20 protein-coding genes are annotated in these 18,473 nt (G+C 40.9%); 16 read left to right on the forward strand and 4 right to left on the reverse strand.

Features of this window, described 5'->3' with window-relative positions; genetic code table 11:
* Positions 1–186: 186 nt before the first annotated feature.
* Positions 187–510, forward strand: a complete 324-nt coding sequence (locus FPV17_RS03015; protein ID WP_035398778.1) for a MazG nucleotide pyrophosphohydrolase domain-containing protein — start codon at positions 187–189, stop codon at positions 508–510.
* A gap of 56 nt (positions 511–566) precedes the next feature.
* Positions 567–1,043, forward strand: coding sequence for an SRPBCC domain-containing protein (locus FPV17_RS03020; RefSeq protein ID WP_134258961.1), 477 nt, complete (start codon positions 567–569; stop codon positions 1,041–1,043).
* A gap of 507 nt (positions 1,044–1,550) precedes the next feature.
* Here FPV17_RS03020 and FPV17_RS03025 read toward each other — a convergent pair.
* The gene (locus FPV17_RS03025; RefSeq protein ID WP_144557916.1) at positions 1,551–1,970 is read right to left on the reverse strand and encodes a hypothetical protein; all 420 of its coding nucleotides are present in this window, start codon (positions 1,968–1,970) and stop codon (positions 1,551–1,553) included.
* Between the two features lie 147 nt (positions 1,971–2,117).
* Between FPV17_RS03025 and FPV17_RS03030 the strand changes: the two genes are divergently transcribed.
* Positions 2,118–2,591, forward strand: coding sequence for a GNAT family N-acetyltransferase (locus FPV17_RS03030; protein WP_144557918.1), 474 nt, complete (start codon positions 2,118–2,120; stop codon positions 2,589–2,591).
* A 65-nt stretch (positions 2,592–2,656) separates the two neighbouring features.
* Entirely contained in the window at positions 2,657–2,887 is a 231-nt protein-coding gene (locus tag FPV17_RS03035; protein WP_144557920.1) for a hypothetical protein, read from the forward strand.
* A 568-nt stretch (positions 2,888–3,455) separates the two neighbouring features.
* Here the strand turns inward: FPV17_RS03035 and FPV17_RS22335 are convergent.
* Complete coding sequence (locus tag FPV17_RS22335; RefSeq protein ID WP_281284322.1) at positions 3,456–3,584, reverse strand: hypothetical protein; 129 nt, start codon at positions 3,582–3,584, stop codon at positions 3,456–3,458.
* A 347-nt stretch (positions 3,585–3,931) separates the two neighbouring features.
* On the opposite strand from FPV17_RS22335, the gene FPV17_RS03040 reads away from it, so the two are divergent.
* On the forward strand, positions 3,932–4,882 hold the full coding sequence (locus FPV17_RS03040) for a hypothetical protein (protein WP_144557922.1): 951 nt from the start codon (positions 3,932–3,934) through the stop codon (positions 4,880–4,882).
* Positions 4,883–5,272: 390 nt separating this feature from the next.
* Entirely contained in the window at positions 5,273–8,596 is a 3,324-nt protein-coding gene (locus tag FPV17_RS03045; RefSeq protein WP_281284323.1) for a collagen-like repeat preface domain-containing protein, read from the forward strand.
* Positions 8,597–8,672: 76 nt separating this feature from the next.
* On the opposite strand, the gene FPV17_RS03050 is transcribed toward FPV17_RS03045, so the two are convergent.
* Positions 8,673–9,209, reverse strand: a complete 537-nt coding sequence (locus FPV17_RS03050) for a PadR family transcriptional regulator (protein WP_144557923.1) — start codon at positions 9,207–9,209, stop codon at positions 8,673–8,675.
* Positions 9,210–9,343: 134 nt separating this feature from the next.
* On the opposite strand from FPV17_RS03050, the gene FPV17_RS03055 reads away from it, so the two are divergent.
* From FPV17_RS03055 to FPV17_RS03100, 10 genes are all read left to right on the forward strand, one after another.
* The gene (locus FPV17_RS03055; RefSeq protein WP_144557925.1) at positions 9,344–9,673 is read left to right on the forward strand and encodes a DUF1516 family protein; all 330 of its coding nucleotides are present in this window, start codon (positions 9,344–9,346) and stop codon (positions 9,671–9,673) included.
* A complete protein-coding gene (locus tag FPV17_RS03060; RefSeq protein WP_186370715.1) occupies positions 9,673–10,398 on the forward strand; it encodes an alpha/beta family hydrolase in 726 nt (241 codons plus the stop codon). Before FPV17_RS03055 ends, FPV17_RS03060 begins: the two co-directional genes overlap by 1 nt.
* Positions 10,395–11,282: a COX15/CtaA family protein gene (locus tag FPV17_RS03065; protein WP_144557929.1), complete on the forward strand. Its 888-nt coding sequence runs from the start codon at positions 10,395–10,397 to the stop codon at positions 11,280–11,282. Before FPV17_RS03060 ends, FPV17_RS03065 begins: the two co-directional genes overlap by 4 nt.
* 6 nt (positions 11,283–11,288) lie before the next feature.
* On the forward strand, positions 11,289–12,155 hold the full coding sequence (locus FPV17_RS03070) for a phytoene/squalene synthase family protein (RefSeq protein WP_144557931.1): 867 nt from the start codon (positions 11,289–11,291) through the stop codon (positions 12,153–12,155).
* Between the two features lie 154 nt (positions 12,156–12,309).
* Positions 12,310–13,503, forward strand: a complete 1,194-nt coding sequence (gene chrA, locus FPV17_RS03075) for a chromate efflux transporter (RefSeq protein ID WP_144557933.1) — start codon at positions 12,310–12,312, stop codon at positions 13,501–13,503.
* Positions 13,504–13,717: 214 nt separating this feature from the next.
* Positions 13,718–14,173: a MarR family transcriptional regulator gene (locus FPV17_RS03080; RefSeq protein ID WP_060705834.1), complete on the forward strand. Its 456-nt coding sequence runs from the start codon at positions 13,718–13,720 to the stop codon at positions 14,171–14,173.
* Between the two features lie 13 nt (positions 14,174–14,186).
* The gene (locus FPV17_RS03085; protein ID WP_437183322.1) at positions 14,187–14,816 is read left to right on the forward strand and encodes a nitroreductase family protein; all 630 of its coding nucleotides are present in this window, start codon (positions 14,187–14,189) and stop codon (positions 14,814–14,816) included.
* Positions 14,817–14,967: 151 nt separating this feature from the next.
* Positions 14,968–15,864, forward strand: coding sequence for a fructose bisphosphate aldolase (locus FPV17_RS03090; RefSeq protein WP_144557935.1), 897 nt, complete (start codon positions 14,968–14,970; stop codon positions 15,862–15,864).
* A 179-nt stretch (positions 15,865–16,043) separates the two neighbouring features.
* Positions 16,044–16,340: an antibiotic biosynthesis monooxygenase family protein gene (locus FPV17_RS03095; RefSeq protein WP_055735524.1), complete on the forward strand. Its 297-nt coding sequence runs from the start codon at positions 16,044–16,046 to the stop codon at positions 16,338–16,340.
* Positions 16,341–17,064: 724 nt separating this feature from the next.
* On the forward strand, positions 17,065–17,466 hold the full coding sequence (locus FPV17_RS03100; protein WP_035396221.1) for a hypothetical protein: 402 nt from the start codon (positions 17,065–17,067) through the stop codon (positions 17,464–17,466).
* A 366-nt stretch (positions 17,467–17,832) separates the two neighbouring features.
* On the opposite strand, the gene FPV17_RS03105 is transcribed toward FPV17_RS03100, so the two are convergent.
* A complete protein-coding gene (locus tag FPV17_RS03105; RefSeq protein WP_035396224.1) occupies positions 17,833–18,342 on the reverse strand; it encodes a DoxX family protein in 510 nt (169 codons plus the stop codon).
* Between the last annotated feature and the right edge of the window lie 131 nt (positions 18,343–18,473).

Here is an 18,473-nt window from a genome sequence, read left to right on the forward strand (position 1 = left end):
TAAGTAACAGTTTGATGTTTATTCTCTATTAATGTCAGCTCTTCAGATTGATTTTCTACTTACTCCAAGATAATTGGATTAGAGAACTATGTTAAATGAAAAATTTAACACTTTATTGTGTAACGTAACTCCATATAGTGTTAACATTAGCTTTGTTGATACTACATATTGATATGGGGGATGGATATGACGAGTGAAGAGTTTCAAAATTGGATTCAAACTTATTATGAAGAACGAGGCTGGCACGATTTAGATATTTTTATTCGAATTGGTTTTCTATCTGAAGAAACTGGAGAAGTAGCTAGAGCAATTAGAGCTCTTGAAATTGGTAGAGATAGACCGGAAGAGGAAAGAGGAGATTATCAACAAAATAAGGTGGCTCTTACTGAAGAACTAGGGGATGTTTTAGGCAATATAGCAGTCATTGCTAATAAATATAATATCTCTTTAGAGGATGTTTTTACAGTACATAGAAATAAATTAGAGGAAAGATACGCGGAAAAAGGCTAACACTAATTGAAAGTTGATCGAGTAAAGGCAAGGAACAAAATAAGGAGGATTTTATTATGGCTCATGTGTCAGGTAACAGGAGAACAGATTCTGCTTCAAGAATAATAGTGGCATCACCACAAACCATTTATCAGTCATTCTTGCATGCAGAAGCACTCGTTTCGTGGCTTCCACCGGAAGGGATGTCGGGTCATATTGACATGTTTGATCCTCGCGAAGGCGGAACGTATCGATTGACCCTCACGTACGAAATGGATCACTCGAACCCTGGCAAGACATCAGAAAACACCGATGTGTCCCAAGTGAAGTTTTTAGAGTTGGTTCCGAACAAGCGAATTGTTCAATCAGTAAAATTCCATTCCGATGATCAAGAATTTTTAGGTGAGATGAAACAGACATGGCTCTTAGAATCCATTTCGGAAGGCACAAAGGTCACGATTATTTGTGAGAACGTACCTGAAGGTATTCGTAAGGAAGATCACGACACGGGTTTACGGTCCACTTTAGAGAATCTAGCTACCTTTACTGAATGACAAACTGTAAAAGCCATTTTTGATACCCTTCTTTATAGAAAGCATTGTTATTAGCAATCAGACGTCCTGAGGAATGATGTAGAGCAAAATCAGCTATTCCTTTGAAAATTTAATTGATTAAATAATTAGACTGATCCATATCGAGTTCAAAAGTTTTGTATAGACGAGAAGAAAGAAGTTCTGATGCTTAAGCTTAATCCCATGATTATAGGTGTTTCACTCGTCTGCTCTACAATGATTTTTGAGAATACGACAACTACAACAATATATACAATGCTAATACAATGATTTCCAACCAACCAGGCTTTGCTTTTTCACTGTTATTCCGCTCCTATTTGCTATTTACTTCTTACCCTTTTTAAAGTTACTCAGTAAAAAGAATATGGCAGGAATTTTTAGTGGAATAGGAAAAGAGCCTAGACAGAGGACTAGGCTCTTTCTTATGATAGCAATCATATGTACGAGTCAACACCATTTGTTATGGAGCGGAGGAGATGTGCTAACTAATTAATCTGGTGCAAACTTAATAAATTCCTTTAATTCACTATCTGAGATAAACCGGCGTTTGTAGTCTAACACTGTGTATTTACTATAATCGTTTCCTGGTATGCGGATTGTCATATGGATTAACGTATAAGGTGGGTTCATAGGTCCTTCATATCCGATCACTCTCAGAGTAATATCATAAAAATCATTGGCTTCATTTCGAGTGATTTTTTCAATACGAGGTGCGAAATAGAGTTGATTATCGCCTTTTGTGGACATGATCTCCAAAATGATATTTGTACCAAGTTCTCTAGGGAAAGCCCGTTCTAAAATGCTTGGTTGCTGTTTCTGATCAATTGTTTGTGTTTCTGCACTTGCGGGGTGAACGTTAGTCATAAATAAGAAACAAATCACAACCATAATTGAAATTGACTTCCACAAAGGACATACCTCTTTTCACTTTAATTAGTTACTAATTTGCTTCAAAACAACATCAATTATGTAAACTTAGTTTTTAGTCAGTCTGATCATTAAAACAATATAACGAAAGAATGCCTTATGTTACTATTAATTGGAAGGGGTGTTAGAATGATTATTCGCAACGTGGTCAGCACAGATTACTATACATTATCGCCATTAATTAATGAATGGTGGGGTGGTAGAGACATGTCTGGTATGTTACCAAAATTATTTTTTAATCATTTCAACAATACAAGTTTTGTAGCCGTAGATAAGGACATGATTATAGGATTTTTAATTGGCTTTCTGTCTCAATCTCACCCAGAGGAGGCATATATCCATTTTGTAGGTGTTCATCCAAACTATCGTAAACAAAGAGTTGGTGAGAGCCTTTATCAAGCCTTTTTTGAAGAAATTCGCAATGAAAACCGTTCAAAAGTTCGATGTATTACTTCCCCAGTAAATAGAACATCTATTGCCTATCATACAAAAATAGGTTTTTCTATTGAAGCAGGCGATAAAATCGTTGATGGGATATCCGTACAATCAAATTATGATGGCCCCGGGCAAAACAGAGTGCTTTTTATGAAAGAACTTACTTAAATGATTTATTATTTGAACTTTTTCAGATAATTAAAGCGTAAGAAGTTAAATTTAGGAGGGATTCTTTGAAGGTTAAATTAACTTTTGATAATGGCATTAATGAGATGATTACACCAAAAGGTAGTAGAGCTGATGTTATAGCCTTCTTATATTTAATGATAACTAAAATTGAAGATAACGCTAGAATTGGAGTCATTGATAGTGAAGATACGTTTTCAGAAACGACATGGCAAAACGTTAAGTCTATAGAAATTGAAATTGATGAAAATGACAAGATGACTTCTTTATTAAGGTAAACGACGAGTTATCAATTATAGAGTATTATACCGAATCTGCTCAGCGTGGAAAGGTTGAAACAAAAGTTGAACCCCCCCCATACGGGTCAGAGATTGTAGGTACACCAGTTTCAGAGGTTGTACGGAAGAAATGCTATGATACATAAGTGATAGCTGTGAGGAAAAATGGTATGGAAGAATTATACTTACTATATATCCCGATGGCAACCTTAGCCTAAGAAAATAAGGTGGGTTTTATTATGTTAAGATATGGCATAATTGCAATTGGTGTTTTTCTGCTAATTAAGCTATCTGATAAATCAAAAGTAACATGGAGAGATACAATTATATGCATGATAGCTTTTAGTGTTATTAATCGTGTGAGAGATGTTTATTTTCGCCTAATATAAATGAAATAGAATAGGCTTAGATACAACAAAAAGGTGCAAGTTAATATTAGAATCGCACCTTTTTAGTAGGGTTAAAAGTTGTAAAAAAATACAAGCTTATACTACCCTATATAGAACTTAAATGAAAAAATCTCAAAACTAAGATTAGTTAAAATTTTGAGATATAATAAAATTTATTTTTAACCTAAGTCTGTTTTACTTTTCGTATCAAGAGTTGAATTGTCACTTGAATTTGCACTTATATCCATTGAGACAGGTGTTACTGTTAACAAAGTAATTGTAAAAAGGGCAATCAAATACTTTTTCATCCTTGACCATCTCCAATCATTTCAGGTTTTAGTTTCGCATTATAAGCAATCTCAAAGTATATTATTACAGCTATACCACTCTACGATCTTAGCACCAACTTGCGATGATGGTATTTTGTCGTTCATATGTTCAACTACTTCACCTATTGTTAACTAACTAGGATAATATTACCATATAAAGGGGATTATGTGTCGAGATTAACTTATTTCCCAACATATAGATATGAGTTGGGAAACATAAAAAATAGATGCCTAAATGCTTATAAGTGTATTTTTGAAATAAATCGCAATACACCTTTTATTTTCCAATAAAGCCGGGTATCTGAACACAAAGGAGATGGTGGCGTGTGTACAAGATGAGTGTATTGTTCTTATTAGTGTTTTTAGTTGCTGGTTGTCAAGGTTCTAATGATGAATTGAATGGGCAAAATCAAGATACGATTGAAACGGAGGAAGGAGAATTAGAAGAACTAGATACTGAAAGTGAAGCCTTGGAGTATAAAAAAATCGAAGTGGACGAAAGATATGTACTTAATACTCATTTGATAGATGAGGATCAGGCGTTTTATACGGCTTTCTCTATTAATCGCAACGAAAGTGAAGAGATAGATTCATTGGAAAAGCAAGTAACAAATTCCCTTACTGATAGCGATCCGTCTGAACAAGATATTTTGAGCTCTTTTACAAGTTTATCTCTTGAATCACGAGAGTTAACCATCCAATTTAATGAAGAGGGAAATCAATTATCCACAACAACAGCACAAACGACGTTGTTTTATGACTCGTTGTTTGGGATTAGTGACCTCTATGGGATAAAAGAGATTGTTTTTATCAATCCTGACGGTGGAACAGATATCATCGTTGCAGAAAGAGAGGTTAATAAACCTCTAGTAGTTGAAGAAGAAAGAGAGGCAACACGTGGGTATTATACAGTCTATGATGAAGCGTTAGAGGAGACTTTATTTTTAGCTGGCCAGGCACTTGAAGAACAGGTTGTAAATGAAGAGGGTGAGCTTTTATCGTTTTCAGACACTGTGGATAAGATGGAAATCATTGATGAAGAAGGTGCATTTTACGCTTCTGCCGTTGTGAAGGGAATTGACATTGTAAATGCAACACTCGTTAATGGAAGGGCATCTGTTCAGTATACAATGGACGAAGATATGGTAACAGACGCGGATCGTGTTGTGTTCGAAAATGCCATCCAGCTTGCCGCACTTGATTTCCAAGCGTCAAAAGTCGAATTGGTCAATGATACGTTAGAAGAGCATGTGATCTATTCATTAATTGAAGAGTGAAAAGTAAGACGAATTAGCTTCTTTAAGTCATTTCATCTTCTTATAGATCTAAATTTCAAGCACATGTATGAACATTAGACACATGGTAAGAATGATGGCTTGGCGCTAGATTTAGTAGATAGTAATAGCGTATTGGGGGCTATGTTAACGCATCTCTATATGGAATACTAGTTGAAACTCTAGTCTTAAGTATATGAAAAAGAAGTGTTGAAAGGGATACCAAGAGTATCCCTATTCGACGTGTTCAAGATTTATTATTGTTTTTATAAGTTAACTCCTTTGGGCACTGGCCCTGTTTTGAAAAGAATCAACAATTGAAGAACCTTAACACAAACCCAAAATATAATGATTAGAAAAAGTTTTCTTCCAACATTGTAAAGGGTGAGTAGGTTGAGTGAATTTCATAACTGCAACAATATCCAATATTTTAGGCGTACGATACGTAATGGTGGATCAGGTCAATTTGAATGTGAGTGTGATTTTAATGGTGCTACGGGTGCTCCTGGTCCAACAGGTCCAACGGGAGCAACTGGAATTGGATTTGATAGCGAAATAGTGGTATATGATCCAGCGTTAGCACCGGGTTACGCAGTTGGACAGTTGGTAAGTTTTGAGGGAAGTTTGTATGTAGTCAATACGGCACCACCGACAGGAGAGCCAGGGACATCAGCGGACTATAGCTTAGTTGCATCAAGAGGGGCGACGGGAGCGACTGGAGCTGGAAGTACGGGAGCCACAGGTCCAACAGGAGCCACCGGAATCGGGTTTGATAGTGGAATAGTGGAATACGATCCAGCGGTCGCGCCAAGTTATCCAGTCGGTCAGCTGGTAAGTTTTGAGGGAAGTTTGTATGTAGTCAATACGGCACCACCGACAGGAGAGCCAGGGACATCAGCGGACTATAGCTTAGTTGCATCAAGAGGAGCGACCGGAGCGACTGGAGCTGGAAGTACGGGAGCCACAGGTCCAACAGGAGCCACCGGAATTGGATTTGATAGCGAAATAGTGGTATATGATCCAGCGTTAGCACCGGGTTACGCAGTTGGACAGCTGGTAAGTTTTGAGGGAAGTTTGTATGTAGTCAATACGGCACCACCGACAGGAGAGCCAGGGACATCAGCGGACTATAGCTTAGTTGCATCAAGAGGAGCGACCGGAGCAACGGGAGCTGGAAGTACGGGAGCGACCGGTCCAACAGGAGCCACCGGAATAACGGGAGCAACGGGAATAACAGGAGCGACCGGAGAAACAGGAGTCACGGGAGTCACTGGGGTAACTGGAGAAACGGGATCCACAGGAATAACAGGAGAAACGGGAATAACAGGGGCGACCGGAGTAACCGGAGCCACGGGAATAACAGGAGTAACTGGAGCAACCGGAGTCACTGGAGTTACAGGAGTCACCGGAATAACGGGAGCCACTGGGTTAACAGGAGTCACGGGAGTCACTGGGGTAACCGGAGAAACGGGAGCCGCAGGAATAACAGGAGCCACCGGAGAAATAGGAACTACGGGAGAAACAGGAGCCACGGGAATAACAGGAGTAACAGGAGTAACAGGAGTAACAGGAGTAACCGGAGCCACGGGAGAAACAGGAGCCACGGGAGCCACAGGAGCAACGGGAGAAACAGGAGCCACAGGAATAACAGGAGCCACGGGAATAACAGGAGTAACCGGAATAACTGGAGAAATAGGAGCCACGGGAGAAACAGGAGCAACCGGAGAAACGGGAGCAACCGGAATAACGGGAGTCACGGGAATAACAGGGGCCACAGGAGCCACAGGAATAACAGGAGCCACGGGAGTCACTGGGTTAACAGGAGTAACGGGAGCCACAGGTGTAACCGGAATAACGGGAGAAACGGGAGCCACAGGAATAACCGGTGTAACAGGAGCGACGGGAGAAACAGGAGCCACCGGAGCCACAGGGCCTGGTACTGGAGCGACTGGGGTAACCGGAGCCACAGGAGCCACGGGGGCCACAGGACCTGGTGCAGGAGCCACGGGGGCCACAGGAGAAACCGGAGCGACTGGGGTAACTGGAGAAACAGGAGCCACGGGAATAACAGGAGCGACGGGGGAACCCGGAGTAACCGGAGCAACAGGAATAACCGGAGCAACAGGAATAACCGGAGCAACAGGAGCCACGGGAATAACGGGAGCCACAGGAGTAACCGGAGCCACGGGAATAACAGGAGCAACAGGAGTCACCGGAGTAACGGGAGTCACCGGAGTAACGGGAGTCACAGGAGTCACAGGAGCCACTGGGTTAACAGGAGCCACTGGGTTAACAGGAGCCACTGGGTTAACAGGAGTCACCGGTGTAACGGGAGTAACCGGAGCCACAGGAGTCACCGGAATAACGGGAGTAACCGGAGCAACAGGAGTCACAGGAGCCACGGGAATAACAGGAGTCACAGGAGAAACGGGAGCAACCGGAGTTACAGGAGTAACCGGAATAACGGGAGCCACTGGGTTAACTGGAGCCACTGGGTTAACAGGAGCTACGGGAGTCACAGGAGTAACCGGAGCCACAGGAGCCACCGGAGTAACGGGAGTAACCGGAGCAACAGGAGTCACAGGAGCCACTGGGTTAACAGGAGCCACTGGGTTAACAGGAGTAACTGGGTTAACAGGAGTAACCGGAGTAACGGGAGTAACCGGAGCAACAGGAGTAACCGGAATAACGGGAGCCACAGGAGAAACGGGAGCCACAGGAGTCACAGGAGTAACGGGAGTAACGGGAGTAACCGGAGCAACCGGAATAACGGGAGTCACAGGAGCCACTGGGTTAACAGGAGTAACCGGAGTAACGGGAGTAACCGGAGCCACAGGAGCCACAGGAGCCACAGGAGCCACAGGAGCCACAGGAGTAACGGGAGTAACCGGAATAACGGGAGCCACAGGAGTAACCGGAGTAACCGGAATAACGGGAGCCACAGGAGTAACCGGAGTAACGGGAGCCACAGGAGTCACAGGAGTAACCGGATCAACAGGAGTAACCGGAGTAACCGGAATAACAGGAGCCACAGGAGTAACCGGAGCAACCGGAATAACGGGAGTCACAGGAGCCACTGGGTTAACAGGAGTAACGGGAGTAACCGGAGCAACGGGAATAACGGGAGCCACGGGAGTAACCGGAGCAACAGGGATAACAGGAACGACTGGTTCAACCGGGGTGGCTGGATCAGGAGCGGTTGTACCATTTGCTTCTGGATTACCAACAACCTTAACAACTATTGCTGGTGGATTGGCAGGAACAACGAGCTTAGTCGGGTTTGGTAATTCGGTTGTAGGCGTCAGTTTAGTGGGTGGAAATGCAATTGATCTTACTGGTGCAGCTGGAACATTATTAAACTTTGCTTTTGTTGTTCCAAGAAGTGGGACGATTACAGCGTTATCAGGGTTCTTTAGTGTGACAGCGGGACTTTCCTTAATTGGTTCCACCGTCACGATTACGGCTCAAGTCTTTCGATCTCCAGGTCCAACACCAACGAACACGTTAACAGCAATTCCTGGTGCAGTCGTAACGTTAGCACCAGCGTTGACTGGAGCGATCACGCTAGGTGCCACATCAAGCGGGATCACATCGGGGTTAAATATTCCAGTCGCGGCTGGCGATCGATTGTTGTTAGTATTTTCGGCGACAGCAACGGGATTAACACTACTAAATACTGTAGCGGGTTATGCTAGTGGGGGCTTAGCGCTAAACTAACGATACCAAACAAACTGCTGGAGATAAGTCCAGCAGTTTGTTTCTTTATGTTTCTGTATGGTTTCATTCTCGTCGTTTAGTGCAATGATCTTTCTTCTATTAATTGCTTGGCCCACTGACACCATTCTATATACATTTTTGCGTACCGAATGCCGTATTCAACAGTTAATAGAGCCCCAAGGTCTTGCTTGTTTTCTTGTTTGAAATGGTCTCTCCACGCTTCTGTCTTTTCTAACGTAATGCGTTCCCTTTCTATCACCTCATCTAAAAGAGTGAGCACTTCTTTGTGAGTTAAGATTGGGAAGATAGTGGTTTTAATAAGAAATTCATCTTTTATTTTGGCTGACTTTAATGGTTCTTCTACAGCCCATCTAATGAGTTCTTTTCTCCCTTTATCGGTAAGGGAATAAATTTTTTTATTAGGCGACGATTCTTGAATCACAAGCTCGTGGTCTACGAGTTCTTCTTTTTCCATTTTGTGAAGCTCTGTATAGATTTGACTGTGGGTTGAACCCCAAAAATGAACCATCTGTTGCTTAAAAATGTGGACAACATCATAACCAGTCACGCGTTGTTTGGAAATGATTCCTAAAAGGGCATATCGCAGACTCATATCTTATTCATTCCTTAAAGTTTGTCAATATAAAGAAACTATACCATATCTTCTTGACCAATGTCTGACGAGTGTTTATTATTACTATAGTTTCATATGTCAAAAAAGACATATGGTGCAGAGGGGAGATTCATATGGATAACGTTCTTTATCAAACGCACATTGGAACATGGGCGATTCTATTATTAGTCGTAATCGTCAGTCTGTTCTATCGTTCTTTCTATTTAAAGATCTTCTTTAGAGTTCTTGCAGTGTTGATGTTAACAAGTGGAATTGGTTTAGCCATTTCTCTTTCTTTCCCACTCGTCTTCGTAATGAAGTTGATTATAGCTGTACTGTGTATAGGCTTAGTAGAAATGTTGTTAAAGCGAGAGAAGCCTATTAAATCCTACGTTCTGTTAGGTTCAACCTTTATCAGCTTTTTATTGTTATGCCTGATCGGTTTTGGGGTGATTCGATTCTAATGAAGAAAAAAAGAATGAAACTCGTATTGCTCATTATCCTCGCTCTTATTATATCTAGTATTCTAGGCTTTTATATCTGGTCACAAAATACGTATAGTGCTATTGGAGACCTTCCTGAAAGCGTAAAGGAACAAGATGGTTGGCTTTTATTTGAAGCGGATGATCCGCAAAATGGGCTCGTCCTCTATCCAGGAGCCAAAGTAGAACCAGATGCTTACGCCTTTTTAGGTGAGGAATTAGCCAGCCAAGGCATCACGGTAGCCATTCCATCTGTCCGCTTGAATTTACCTATTTTTGACCTTTCTAAAGCGGATGAGTTATTTCAAAGGGAGGGCGTTGACTCGTTGAACTGGTATATAGGTGGTCATTCCATGGGAGGAGCGGCAGCTGCTATGTATGCAGATGCAAACTTGGATAAGGTTTCTGGTTTAGTGTTACTAGGTGCTTACGCTGCTGATAATGATTACTTACGAACGTCTCAGCTTCCGGTTCTGTCGATTAGTGGTTCTGAAGACGGCTTAAGTACACCTGAAAAAATCAATCAGTATCGCCCAAATCTTCCTGATACTGCTCAATTTATTGAGATAGAAGGAGGAAATCACGCTCAGTTCGGGGTATATGGGCCACAATCTGGAGATAATGAAGCCGCTATTTCTGTTGATGAGCAACAAGAGATGATTCTAACAACTATTTTAGAGTGGATAGACGATCAGGGGGATGTATGAAGAAGCTACGAATTTTTGCCATCGTAACAACTATTGTTGTACTGTTTGTGCTACTTCAAGGTTCCATTGTCACGAAGACCGGCTCCGGGCAGGGATGTGGAACAACCTGGCCGCTCTGTTTTGGCGATGTTATTCCGTACAATCCAACGTTAGAAACCATTATTGAGTACACACACCGCTTACTATCCAGTATTGCCGGCATGCTTGTGTTCATCTTATCCTTTTGGTCTTGGAAACAGTTATCCTATGTAAAAGAGATTCGCTTTTTTGCTCTTTTAGCTTCAGCGGCTATTTTACTTCAAGGCTTAATGGGAGCTGGTCAAGTTGTTTATGGGCAACCGCCGTTAATTATGGCTCTTCATTTCGGTTTTTCTGCCATTTCATTAGCGGCTGTTTCTGTTATTACGCTGTTTACATTTGAGAAGCGGTGGAATCCAGTTAAGGTGACTGTAGGAAAAGCATTTCTTCGGTATGTGATAGCCCTCACCATTTATTCGTACTTGGTTATTTATACAGGGGCATTTGTGAAGCATATGGGTGCTGCGACGGCATGCTCTGGATTTCCATTATGTAATGGTGAATGGATCCTTTTTAGTGAAGGGACGATTGTGTTTGCCCAAATGTTTCATCGGCTTGCAGGAATGACGTTAGCCTTGCTCGTACTTCTGTTTGCCGTTTGGGCCATTCGTATGTACAAAAAGCAACGATCCCTCGTTATCATTAGTTTGATCAGTATAGGGCTGATCGGCATTCAACTTGCCAGTGGGGTTGGAATGGTACTGACGTATAATCAAAACTTAACAATTGGAATAATCCATGCGCTAACGATTTCTCTTTTATTTGCTTTGTTTACGTATACCATCGTTTTATCGAGAAGAGGATGATTGAAGATGACTGATTTAGATGATGCCTATGCGCTATGCTATGAAAGAATGAAAACACATTCTGCTACGTTTTCGAAAGCTTTTCATTTTCTGCCAGTAAAGCAGAGAAGAGCTGTTTGGGCGATTTATGCTTTTTGCAGACAAGCAGATGACATTGTTGACGATGAAGGCGAGATGTTTACGAAAAGGCGTAAACTAAAAGCGTTTGAGCAACAGTTCGATCAGATGCTTGTAGATAAAGATGTTTCCCAGCCCGAGTGGCTAGCGCTAAAAGATGTGTTTAACCAGTTTCATGTGAATCCATCCGATTTTAAAGATCAACTAAAAGGACAAGCGTTCGATTTGCGAACAAAGCGGATCGTCACTGTAGAAGAGTTGGAGCAGTATTCGTACTTTGTAGCCAGTACTGTCGGGTTAATGCTCTTACCTATTCTTGCGCCAAAGGATCATCACGCATTGAGGGAAAGCGCTATTGCCCTTGGAAAAGGAATGCAGCTTACGAACATCCTACGTGATGTGGGAGAGGACCTTCAAAGAGGCAAAATTTACTTGCCTCTTGATCTGATGAATGAGTACGGGGTGACCGAGGAGCAGTTAAAAGCAGGGGGTGTCGACCAATCGTTTATTGATCTGTGGGAAGCAGTAGCTAGAAAAGCTGAACACTACTATGACCAGTCTTTAGAACAGTTGGATGTGTATCCTAATGAAGCTAGATTTAGTGTATATGGCGCTACTATCATGTACAGAGAAATTTTACAAGCAATTCGAATGGAAAAGTACGATGTGTTTTCCCGTAAGATTTATGTAGATGACCAGCGCAAAAAAGAGATATTAGCCGAGTTACGATTAACGAAAGATGAGCATTCCTTGTGAAGGGGATGCTCTTTACTATTGAAGTCAGCGAATTGATGGGAACATCGTTTTAAGATTTTGTAAAGTTCCTCTTAATAAGAAGGATTTCGTATACTGTCGTGATAGTATTTTAAGATACATTGTAACAAAAAGCTTTCGCAAGAGGTGATTGTGGTTGAATCACAATAAAGAAAAAAGCAAGGTCCATACGTGGTGGGAGATCCTCGTTGTGTCCACAAAGTTAGGGCTAACCTCATTCGGAGGGCCTATTGCTCATTTAGGGTATTTTCACGAGGAATATGTACGGCGAAAAAAGTGGATCAATGAAAAAAGCTATGCAGATTTAGTCGCATTGTCTCAATTCCTTCCTGGTCCTGCCAGTAGCCAAGTAGGGATTGGAATTGGCGTCCTTCGTGGTGGCGTTCTAGGAGGGGTTCTATCGTTCCTCGGCTTTACACTTCCGTCTGTTTTTGTTCTTATTCTGTTCGCTCTATTTATGCAAACAATTGGTGTTGAGTTGACTGGTTGGATTCATGGTCTTAAATTGGTGGCAGTAGCAATTGTAGCTCATGCCATCATAGGAATGGCGAAAAATTTAACCCCCGATTTAAAAAGAAAAGCGATTGCCCTTCTCGCGTTGGTCGTTACCTTATTGTGGCATACACTGGCTGCACAAGTTGGTATCATACTGTTGGCTGCTTGTCTAGGTTATGTGATGTACAAGCATCAAGACGATCATGTGAAGTCTGAGATGTCCTTTCCGTTATCGCGTCGATTTGGCATGATTTGCTTATCACTCTTTGGGGGCTTGCTTCTACTATTACCGCTAGTAAGAGAACTAACGTCCATACAATGGATTGACATGTTTGATCGTTTTTATCGATCAGGTTCATTGGTTTTCGGCGGTGGCCATGTGGTACTGCCTTTACTGGAACGAGAATTGGTGCCAACTGGATTGGTAAGTGAAGAGGCATTCCTTGCTGGGTATGGAGTGACCCAAGCCGTACCGGGACCATTGTTTACGTTCGCTGCTTATTTAGGAGCCACAATGAACGGATGGCTAGGCGGCTTAATCGCAACAGTGGCTATATTCTTACCAGCATTTCTTTTAATACTAGGGGCGATTCCATTTTGGGATCAGTTAAGACGAAATCCTAAAGTAAACGGTGCATTAATGGGTGTAAATGCAGCTGTTGTTGGTCTTTTACTTTCTGCTTTTTATCAACCGATTTGGATAAGTGCTGTTTTTGAACCAATTGATTTTGCGCTTGTAGCGATTTTGTTTAGCATGTTGGTTTATTGGAAGCTACCGCCTTGGGTGATTGTTGTAACAGGGGCAATCTGTGGTGCTATAGTAAGTGTCCTCTAACTAGTGAACACCCTTTTGTCATGTTTAAGTGAAGAGCTGCATCTAAGCCAAGGCTGTGAAGTCTTGGCTTTATTGATGTATTCCTTCTTAATGTGGTCCTAAGAGAATTATTTTTAAAAATAGTATTGACAATAGAAGACGGTTCATCCTATATTATTGATACGTCAATCATTTCAATATCAATGATTGAGTAGTCAAGTAAAGGAGGCCATTAATGAATTCGTGTGCACTTAAAGTAGAGCTGTTCTTAAAGTTACAGTCTGTAAATAAAGAGTTAAGTTCAGGTTTTGAATCTTGTTTTGGAGCCAGTACGTCACGTATTCAAATACTGCATGCCCTTCTTGAAGAAAACGAAATTCTTCAAGCGGACTTGCAGAAGCAATTGAATATAGATCCTGCCGCCATTACGAGACATTTAAAGCAATTGGAAAAATCGGGTGTCATTAGTCGGTATCGAAAAGATAACGACCAACGTGCCACATGGGTTAAGTTAGAAGAGGTAGCAAAGATAGAGATAGAGAAGTCATACAAGGAAAAGAAAGAGTTTATTGATCAACTGTTTGATCGCTTTACAGAGGAAGAATTAAGTTTGTTCCATAAAATGATACAGCGCGTCGAGCTGAACATTGAAGAAGCCGTTCGTGCAAAGGAGAGTAATGAAAATGGATAAAGTGAAAAACGAAATGACAACGAAGGAACACTTTTTAAACGTACTTGAAAGTAGAAAATCCATTCGTATTTATGACGAGAACGTTAAAATCTCAAAAGAAGAAATGACTGAACTATTGGCAGCAGCTGTGAAAGCACCTTCTTCTGTTAACTTACAACCTTGGCGATTTGTTGTAATTGAAAGCGACGAAGCGAAATCAACATTAGCACCACTTGCTTCATTTAACCAAAACCAAGTAAAGACGTCGTCAGCGGTCATTGCCGTTTTTGCTGATATGAATAATTTAGATTATCTTGAAGAGATCTATGGCAAAGCGGTTGAACTAGGGCTGATGCCTGAAGAGGTGAAAGAAAATCAAGTTCCAGCTATCAGAGGTCTTTTATCAGGCATAAGTGACCAACAAAACAAGGAAAGCATCTTAATCGATGGCGGACTCGTTTCGATGCAAATTATGCTAACAGCGAAAGCCTTTGGCTATGACACCAATCCAATTGGCGGGTTCGATAAAGAGAATATTGCTGAAGCATTTGGCTTAGAAAAAGAACGATACGTTCCGGTTATGTTAATTTCGATCGGTAAAGCGAACGAAGCTGGGTATAAATCGTACAGAATGCCAGTTGAACAAGTAACAGAATGGAAATAAGCTTCAATAAAAAGGACGTCCTCTAGGAGCGTTCTTTTTGTGTTAGCGATTAACGTGACGGTAATCTGTAAATGTATAAACATCGGAAAGAAAGGGTACAGACAAAAGAGAACCCTAATTTGTTTAGTGAAAACGGAAGGAGTTACGTGACATGAATACACAGCAGATGGAAAAAATCAAAACCGGTAAAGGATTTATAGCGGCTCTTGATCAGAGTGGCGGGAGTACACCAAAAGCGTTAGCTGAATACGGTGTACCAGAAGAAACGTATGCTTCAGAGGAGGAGATGTTTGACCTCGTTCATGAAATGAGAACCCGCATTATTAAGTCTTCTGCCTTTCATTCTGATAAGATTCTTGGGGCGATTCTGTTTGAACAAACAATGGACCGTAAGATTGACGGTGATTATACAGCCGATTATCTCGCAAATAAAAAAGGCATTGTTCCTTTTCTAAAAGTGGATAAGGGATTAGCAGATGAAAAAGATGGCGTTCAATTAATGAAGCCAATCGATCATCTTGAGGAAACCCTCAAGCGTGCGAATGAGCGGCATATGTTTGGTACAAAGATGCGTTCTGTTATCAAAGAGGCCAATCAAGAGGGGATTCACAAGGTTGTCGAGCAGCAGTTTGAAATGGGGAAGACCATTATGGGAGCAGGACTTGTCCCGATCATTGAACCAGAGGTGGACATTCATAGCGCTGATAAAGAAACGATAGAGAGCCAATTAAAAGAAGAGCTACTCACCCACTTGAACATGCTACGTGACGATGAACAGGTAATGTTGAAGCTCACCATTCCATCAAAAGAGGGATTTTATCAAGAGCTGGTTGATCATGATCGTGTCGTTCGTGTTGTCGTTCTTTCTGGAGGGTACTCTCGTGATGAAGCCAACACGAAGCTGAAACGTAATCAAGGGTTGATCGCGAGTTTTTCCAGAGCTCTTAGCCAAGATCTAAACGCCGATCAGTCTGAATCGGAATTTACCCATGCGCTACAAACAGCTGTTGATTCTATTTATGATGCTTCAGTAAACAAAACACAGTAAAAGGTCGGAACCCCATGCTCTCAGTGCATGGGGTTTTTTCGTGAAGGTTTGAATCTGCTACATCGTTCTTTACGTATAGAGAAATGTATGGATGGAATTGCCCTTAATCCACACCTAAGCCAATGGTTATGTAAAAAAAATATAAAGGCGTTGAAATCTAGAGAAGGAGTGGAACGAACATGATAGTAGAAGCTGCACTATTACAAGTTATCCCAGGGAAAGAAAAGGAGTATGAAGAGGCCTTTCGAGAAGCGTCTGTTCTTATTTCTTCAATGAAAGGTTACCTGTCACATGAATTGCAACGTTGTCATGAAGTAAAAGGTAAATACTTGTTACTTGTGAAATGGGAAACCATAGAAGATCATACCATTGGATTTAGACAGTCGCTTGAATATATTCAGTGGAAGCAACTCCTTCATCATTTTTATGACCCGTTTCCGGTTGTGGAGCATTTTGAGGCTGTCTCGCTAAATTGAAGTAGAAATTTGTGTAAAAAGAGGAGCGAGGTTATGGAAGAAGTGAAACCTTTACAAAAGAGGTCATACCCTTTTTGGTCTACTATTTGTTTTTTGCTGTGTGTAGCTGTTTGGGTTCCTAATATCGTTTTTCAAGTGGCAAGTCCGTTATTTCTCCTAACGTTTATTATTGGACCAGTTGGCATGATTCTAGCTCTGTGGAGAAAGTATTTTTACTAGCTGCTCTCAATCTATTTGGGACGTTAAGTTTTTTTATCCTTATGTTTCTTGTATACTGGTTAAATTCATTCTGAAAAGAAGCATCTTAAAAAACGTATAAGAATGGAACGAATTTACTACCCTGATTTAACAGGGACACTTGTTGGAAGTGTTTAATCGAATTAACAGAATTTACTCGATATGAATAGAAAGATAGTCTGAAAGCAAACAGTGAGGAGCGGGTGATGTTATATTTGAGGTTCGCATCTCCTGTTTGGCTTTACCTGTCAGCATAAACGTCGAAGGGTGGTGAAAAAAGTTCAGGAAGGCAAATAGACATAGATTGAAACAGTATTGAATTTGGCATATCTTTACTCATGCGTTAATCCAATTTTTTTTAAAAAGATAAGTCAATTAAGATAAAAGTAGTCAGCAAATTGATCTTTTTGACAACTATAAATATTTATCATTTTTTTTTTCGCAATAAATTCATGTGATTCATTTTAAATTTTGGAGTGTGTGTAAAATGTTGAAGAAACTAGTTGGTATTTTAGTGTGTGCTTCCTTTCTTACAGCTTGTAGCTCATCGGATGAACAATTATCAATTGGAAAGTACGATAATGAAAATAATGTGGTATTCTCAGATGTGGTTACCAATGAAGAAGATATTAACCAGTTTAAGTCGATTATAAATGAAGCAGAAAGTTTAGGTAATCAACCTAATGAAATACCTAATGAAGAACCTGTTCGTGTTGTTATGGTTAATAATCATGCTGATTCAACAATGGTAATGTATGTATCTATTTGGGAGATCGATGATAATACGGTTGTAATTTCTAGAGGTTTCAATACCAATGAAGATAGTTATTTACTATTGAATGCGGATTCTACAAAACAATTAAATGAGGTAATAAAAATAAATGACTAGTAACCATTATCCACCCGGTAGTTACGCTTCATTAAGTTGTAGGTAGAAGCAAGCACTGCCAAGAAGTTCGTTAGCTGTTCTTGCTGCTACCAGTGGGTTTAGATAGTGAACATTAAATAAAGAAAGACCTATAAAATGTAGTTTTACAGTTTGGTCTAACAGCATATTTCACTCTGTAAGATCTCTTTAACGATGGGAGCTTCGAGGTAGGCTCCTAGCCATAGAGCTCGCACTCATGCTGTGAAGTCATTGGGTAGTTGATATAGAAACAAGTGGATGGGACCGTGAAGAATGAGGAGTGACGATTAAAAAATAGCCCTGACAGCTTACGTTCAGAGGGCTATTTTTCGTGTGTGCGTGGCGTGTTTATGAAGTGGCTAGGGTATCTTTATTGCCATAGTCTTTTTTTACTTTTTGTTTAATGGTAGGGGTGAAGCGGTCTATTCCAAGTTGTCCGGCGTTTTGTTTACTGATAAGAAGGATAATGGCCATAATAAGCATGAGCGGATTCGTTGATACGGTTCCTGCTAAGAGGAAAGAGGTATTCATCATACCACCGAAAAACGCTGCGCTTTTTGTGAAGAGACCAACAATAAGGGCGATTCCGATGAGGACTTCTCCCCACATAACGAGAAAGCTAAAAAGGTCGGCATAAGGGATGGCTACATGTTCTAAAAAAGCGACGTATAGCGGGTAGGCGACATCTTCCCCTTTGAGCACAGGATTTGCTGCAGCAGCCTGTAAAAATCCACCTGCATGAAACTCTCCCCCAACTACTTTTCCAATACCAGAACTAAACCACATCCAGCCAAGTGATACACGAAGAATGGTTAAAAGCAACTGCGCCATTTTAGATGATTGTAAAAAATGTAACATAGGAAACCCTCCTTAGTTTGTGAATGTTTTCACATTATCTTTATACTCTTAGTATACACCTGATTATTTAATTGTGAAGTATTTCACAAACTAATTCACCGATTGTTCATATTTTGAATAGAGCGTTAGTA

This window comes from Shouchella miscanthi (assembly GCF_007725405.1).
Classification (GTDB): Bacteria; Bacillota; Bacilli; order Bacillales; family Bacillaceae_D; genus Shouchella; species Shouchella hunanensis.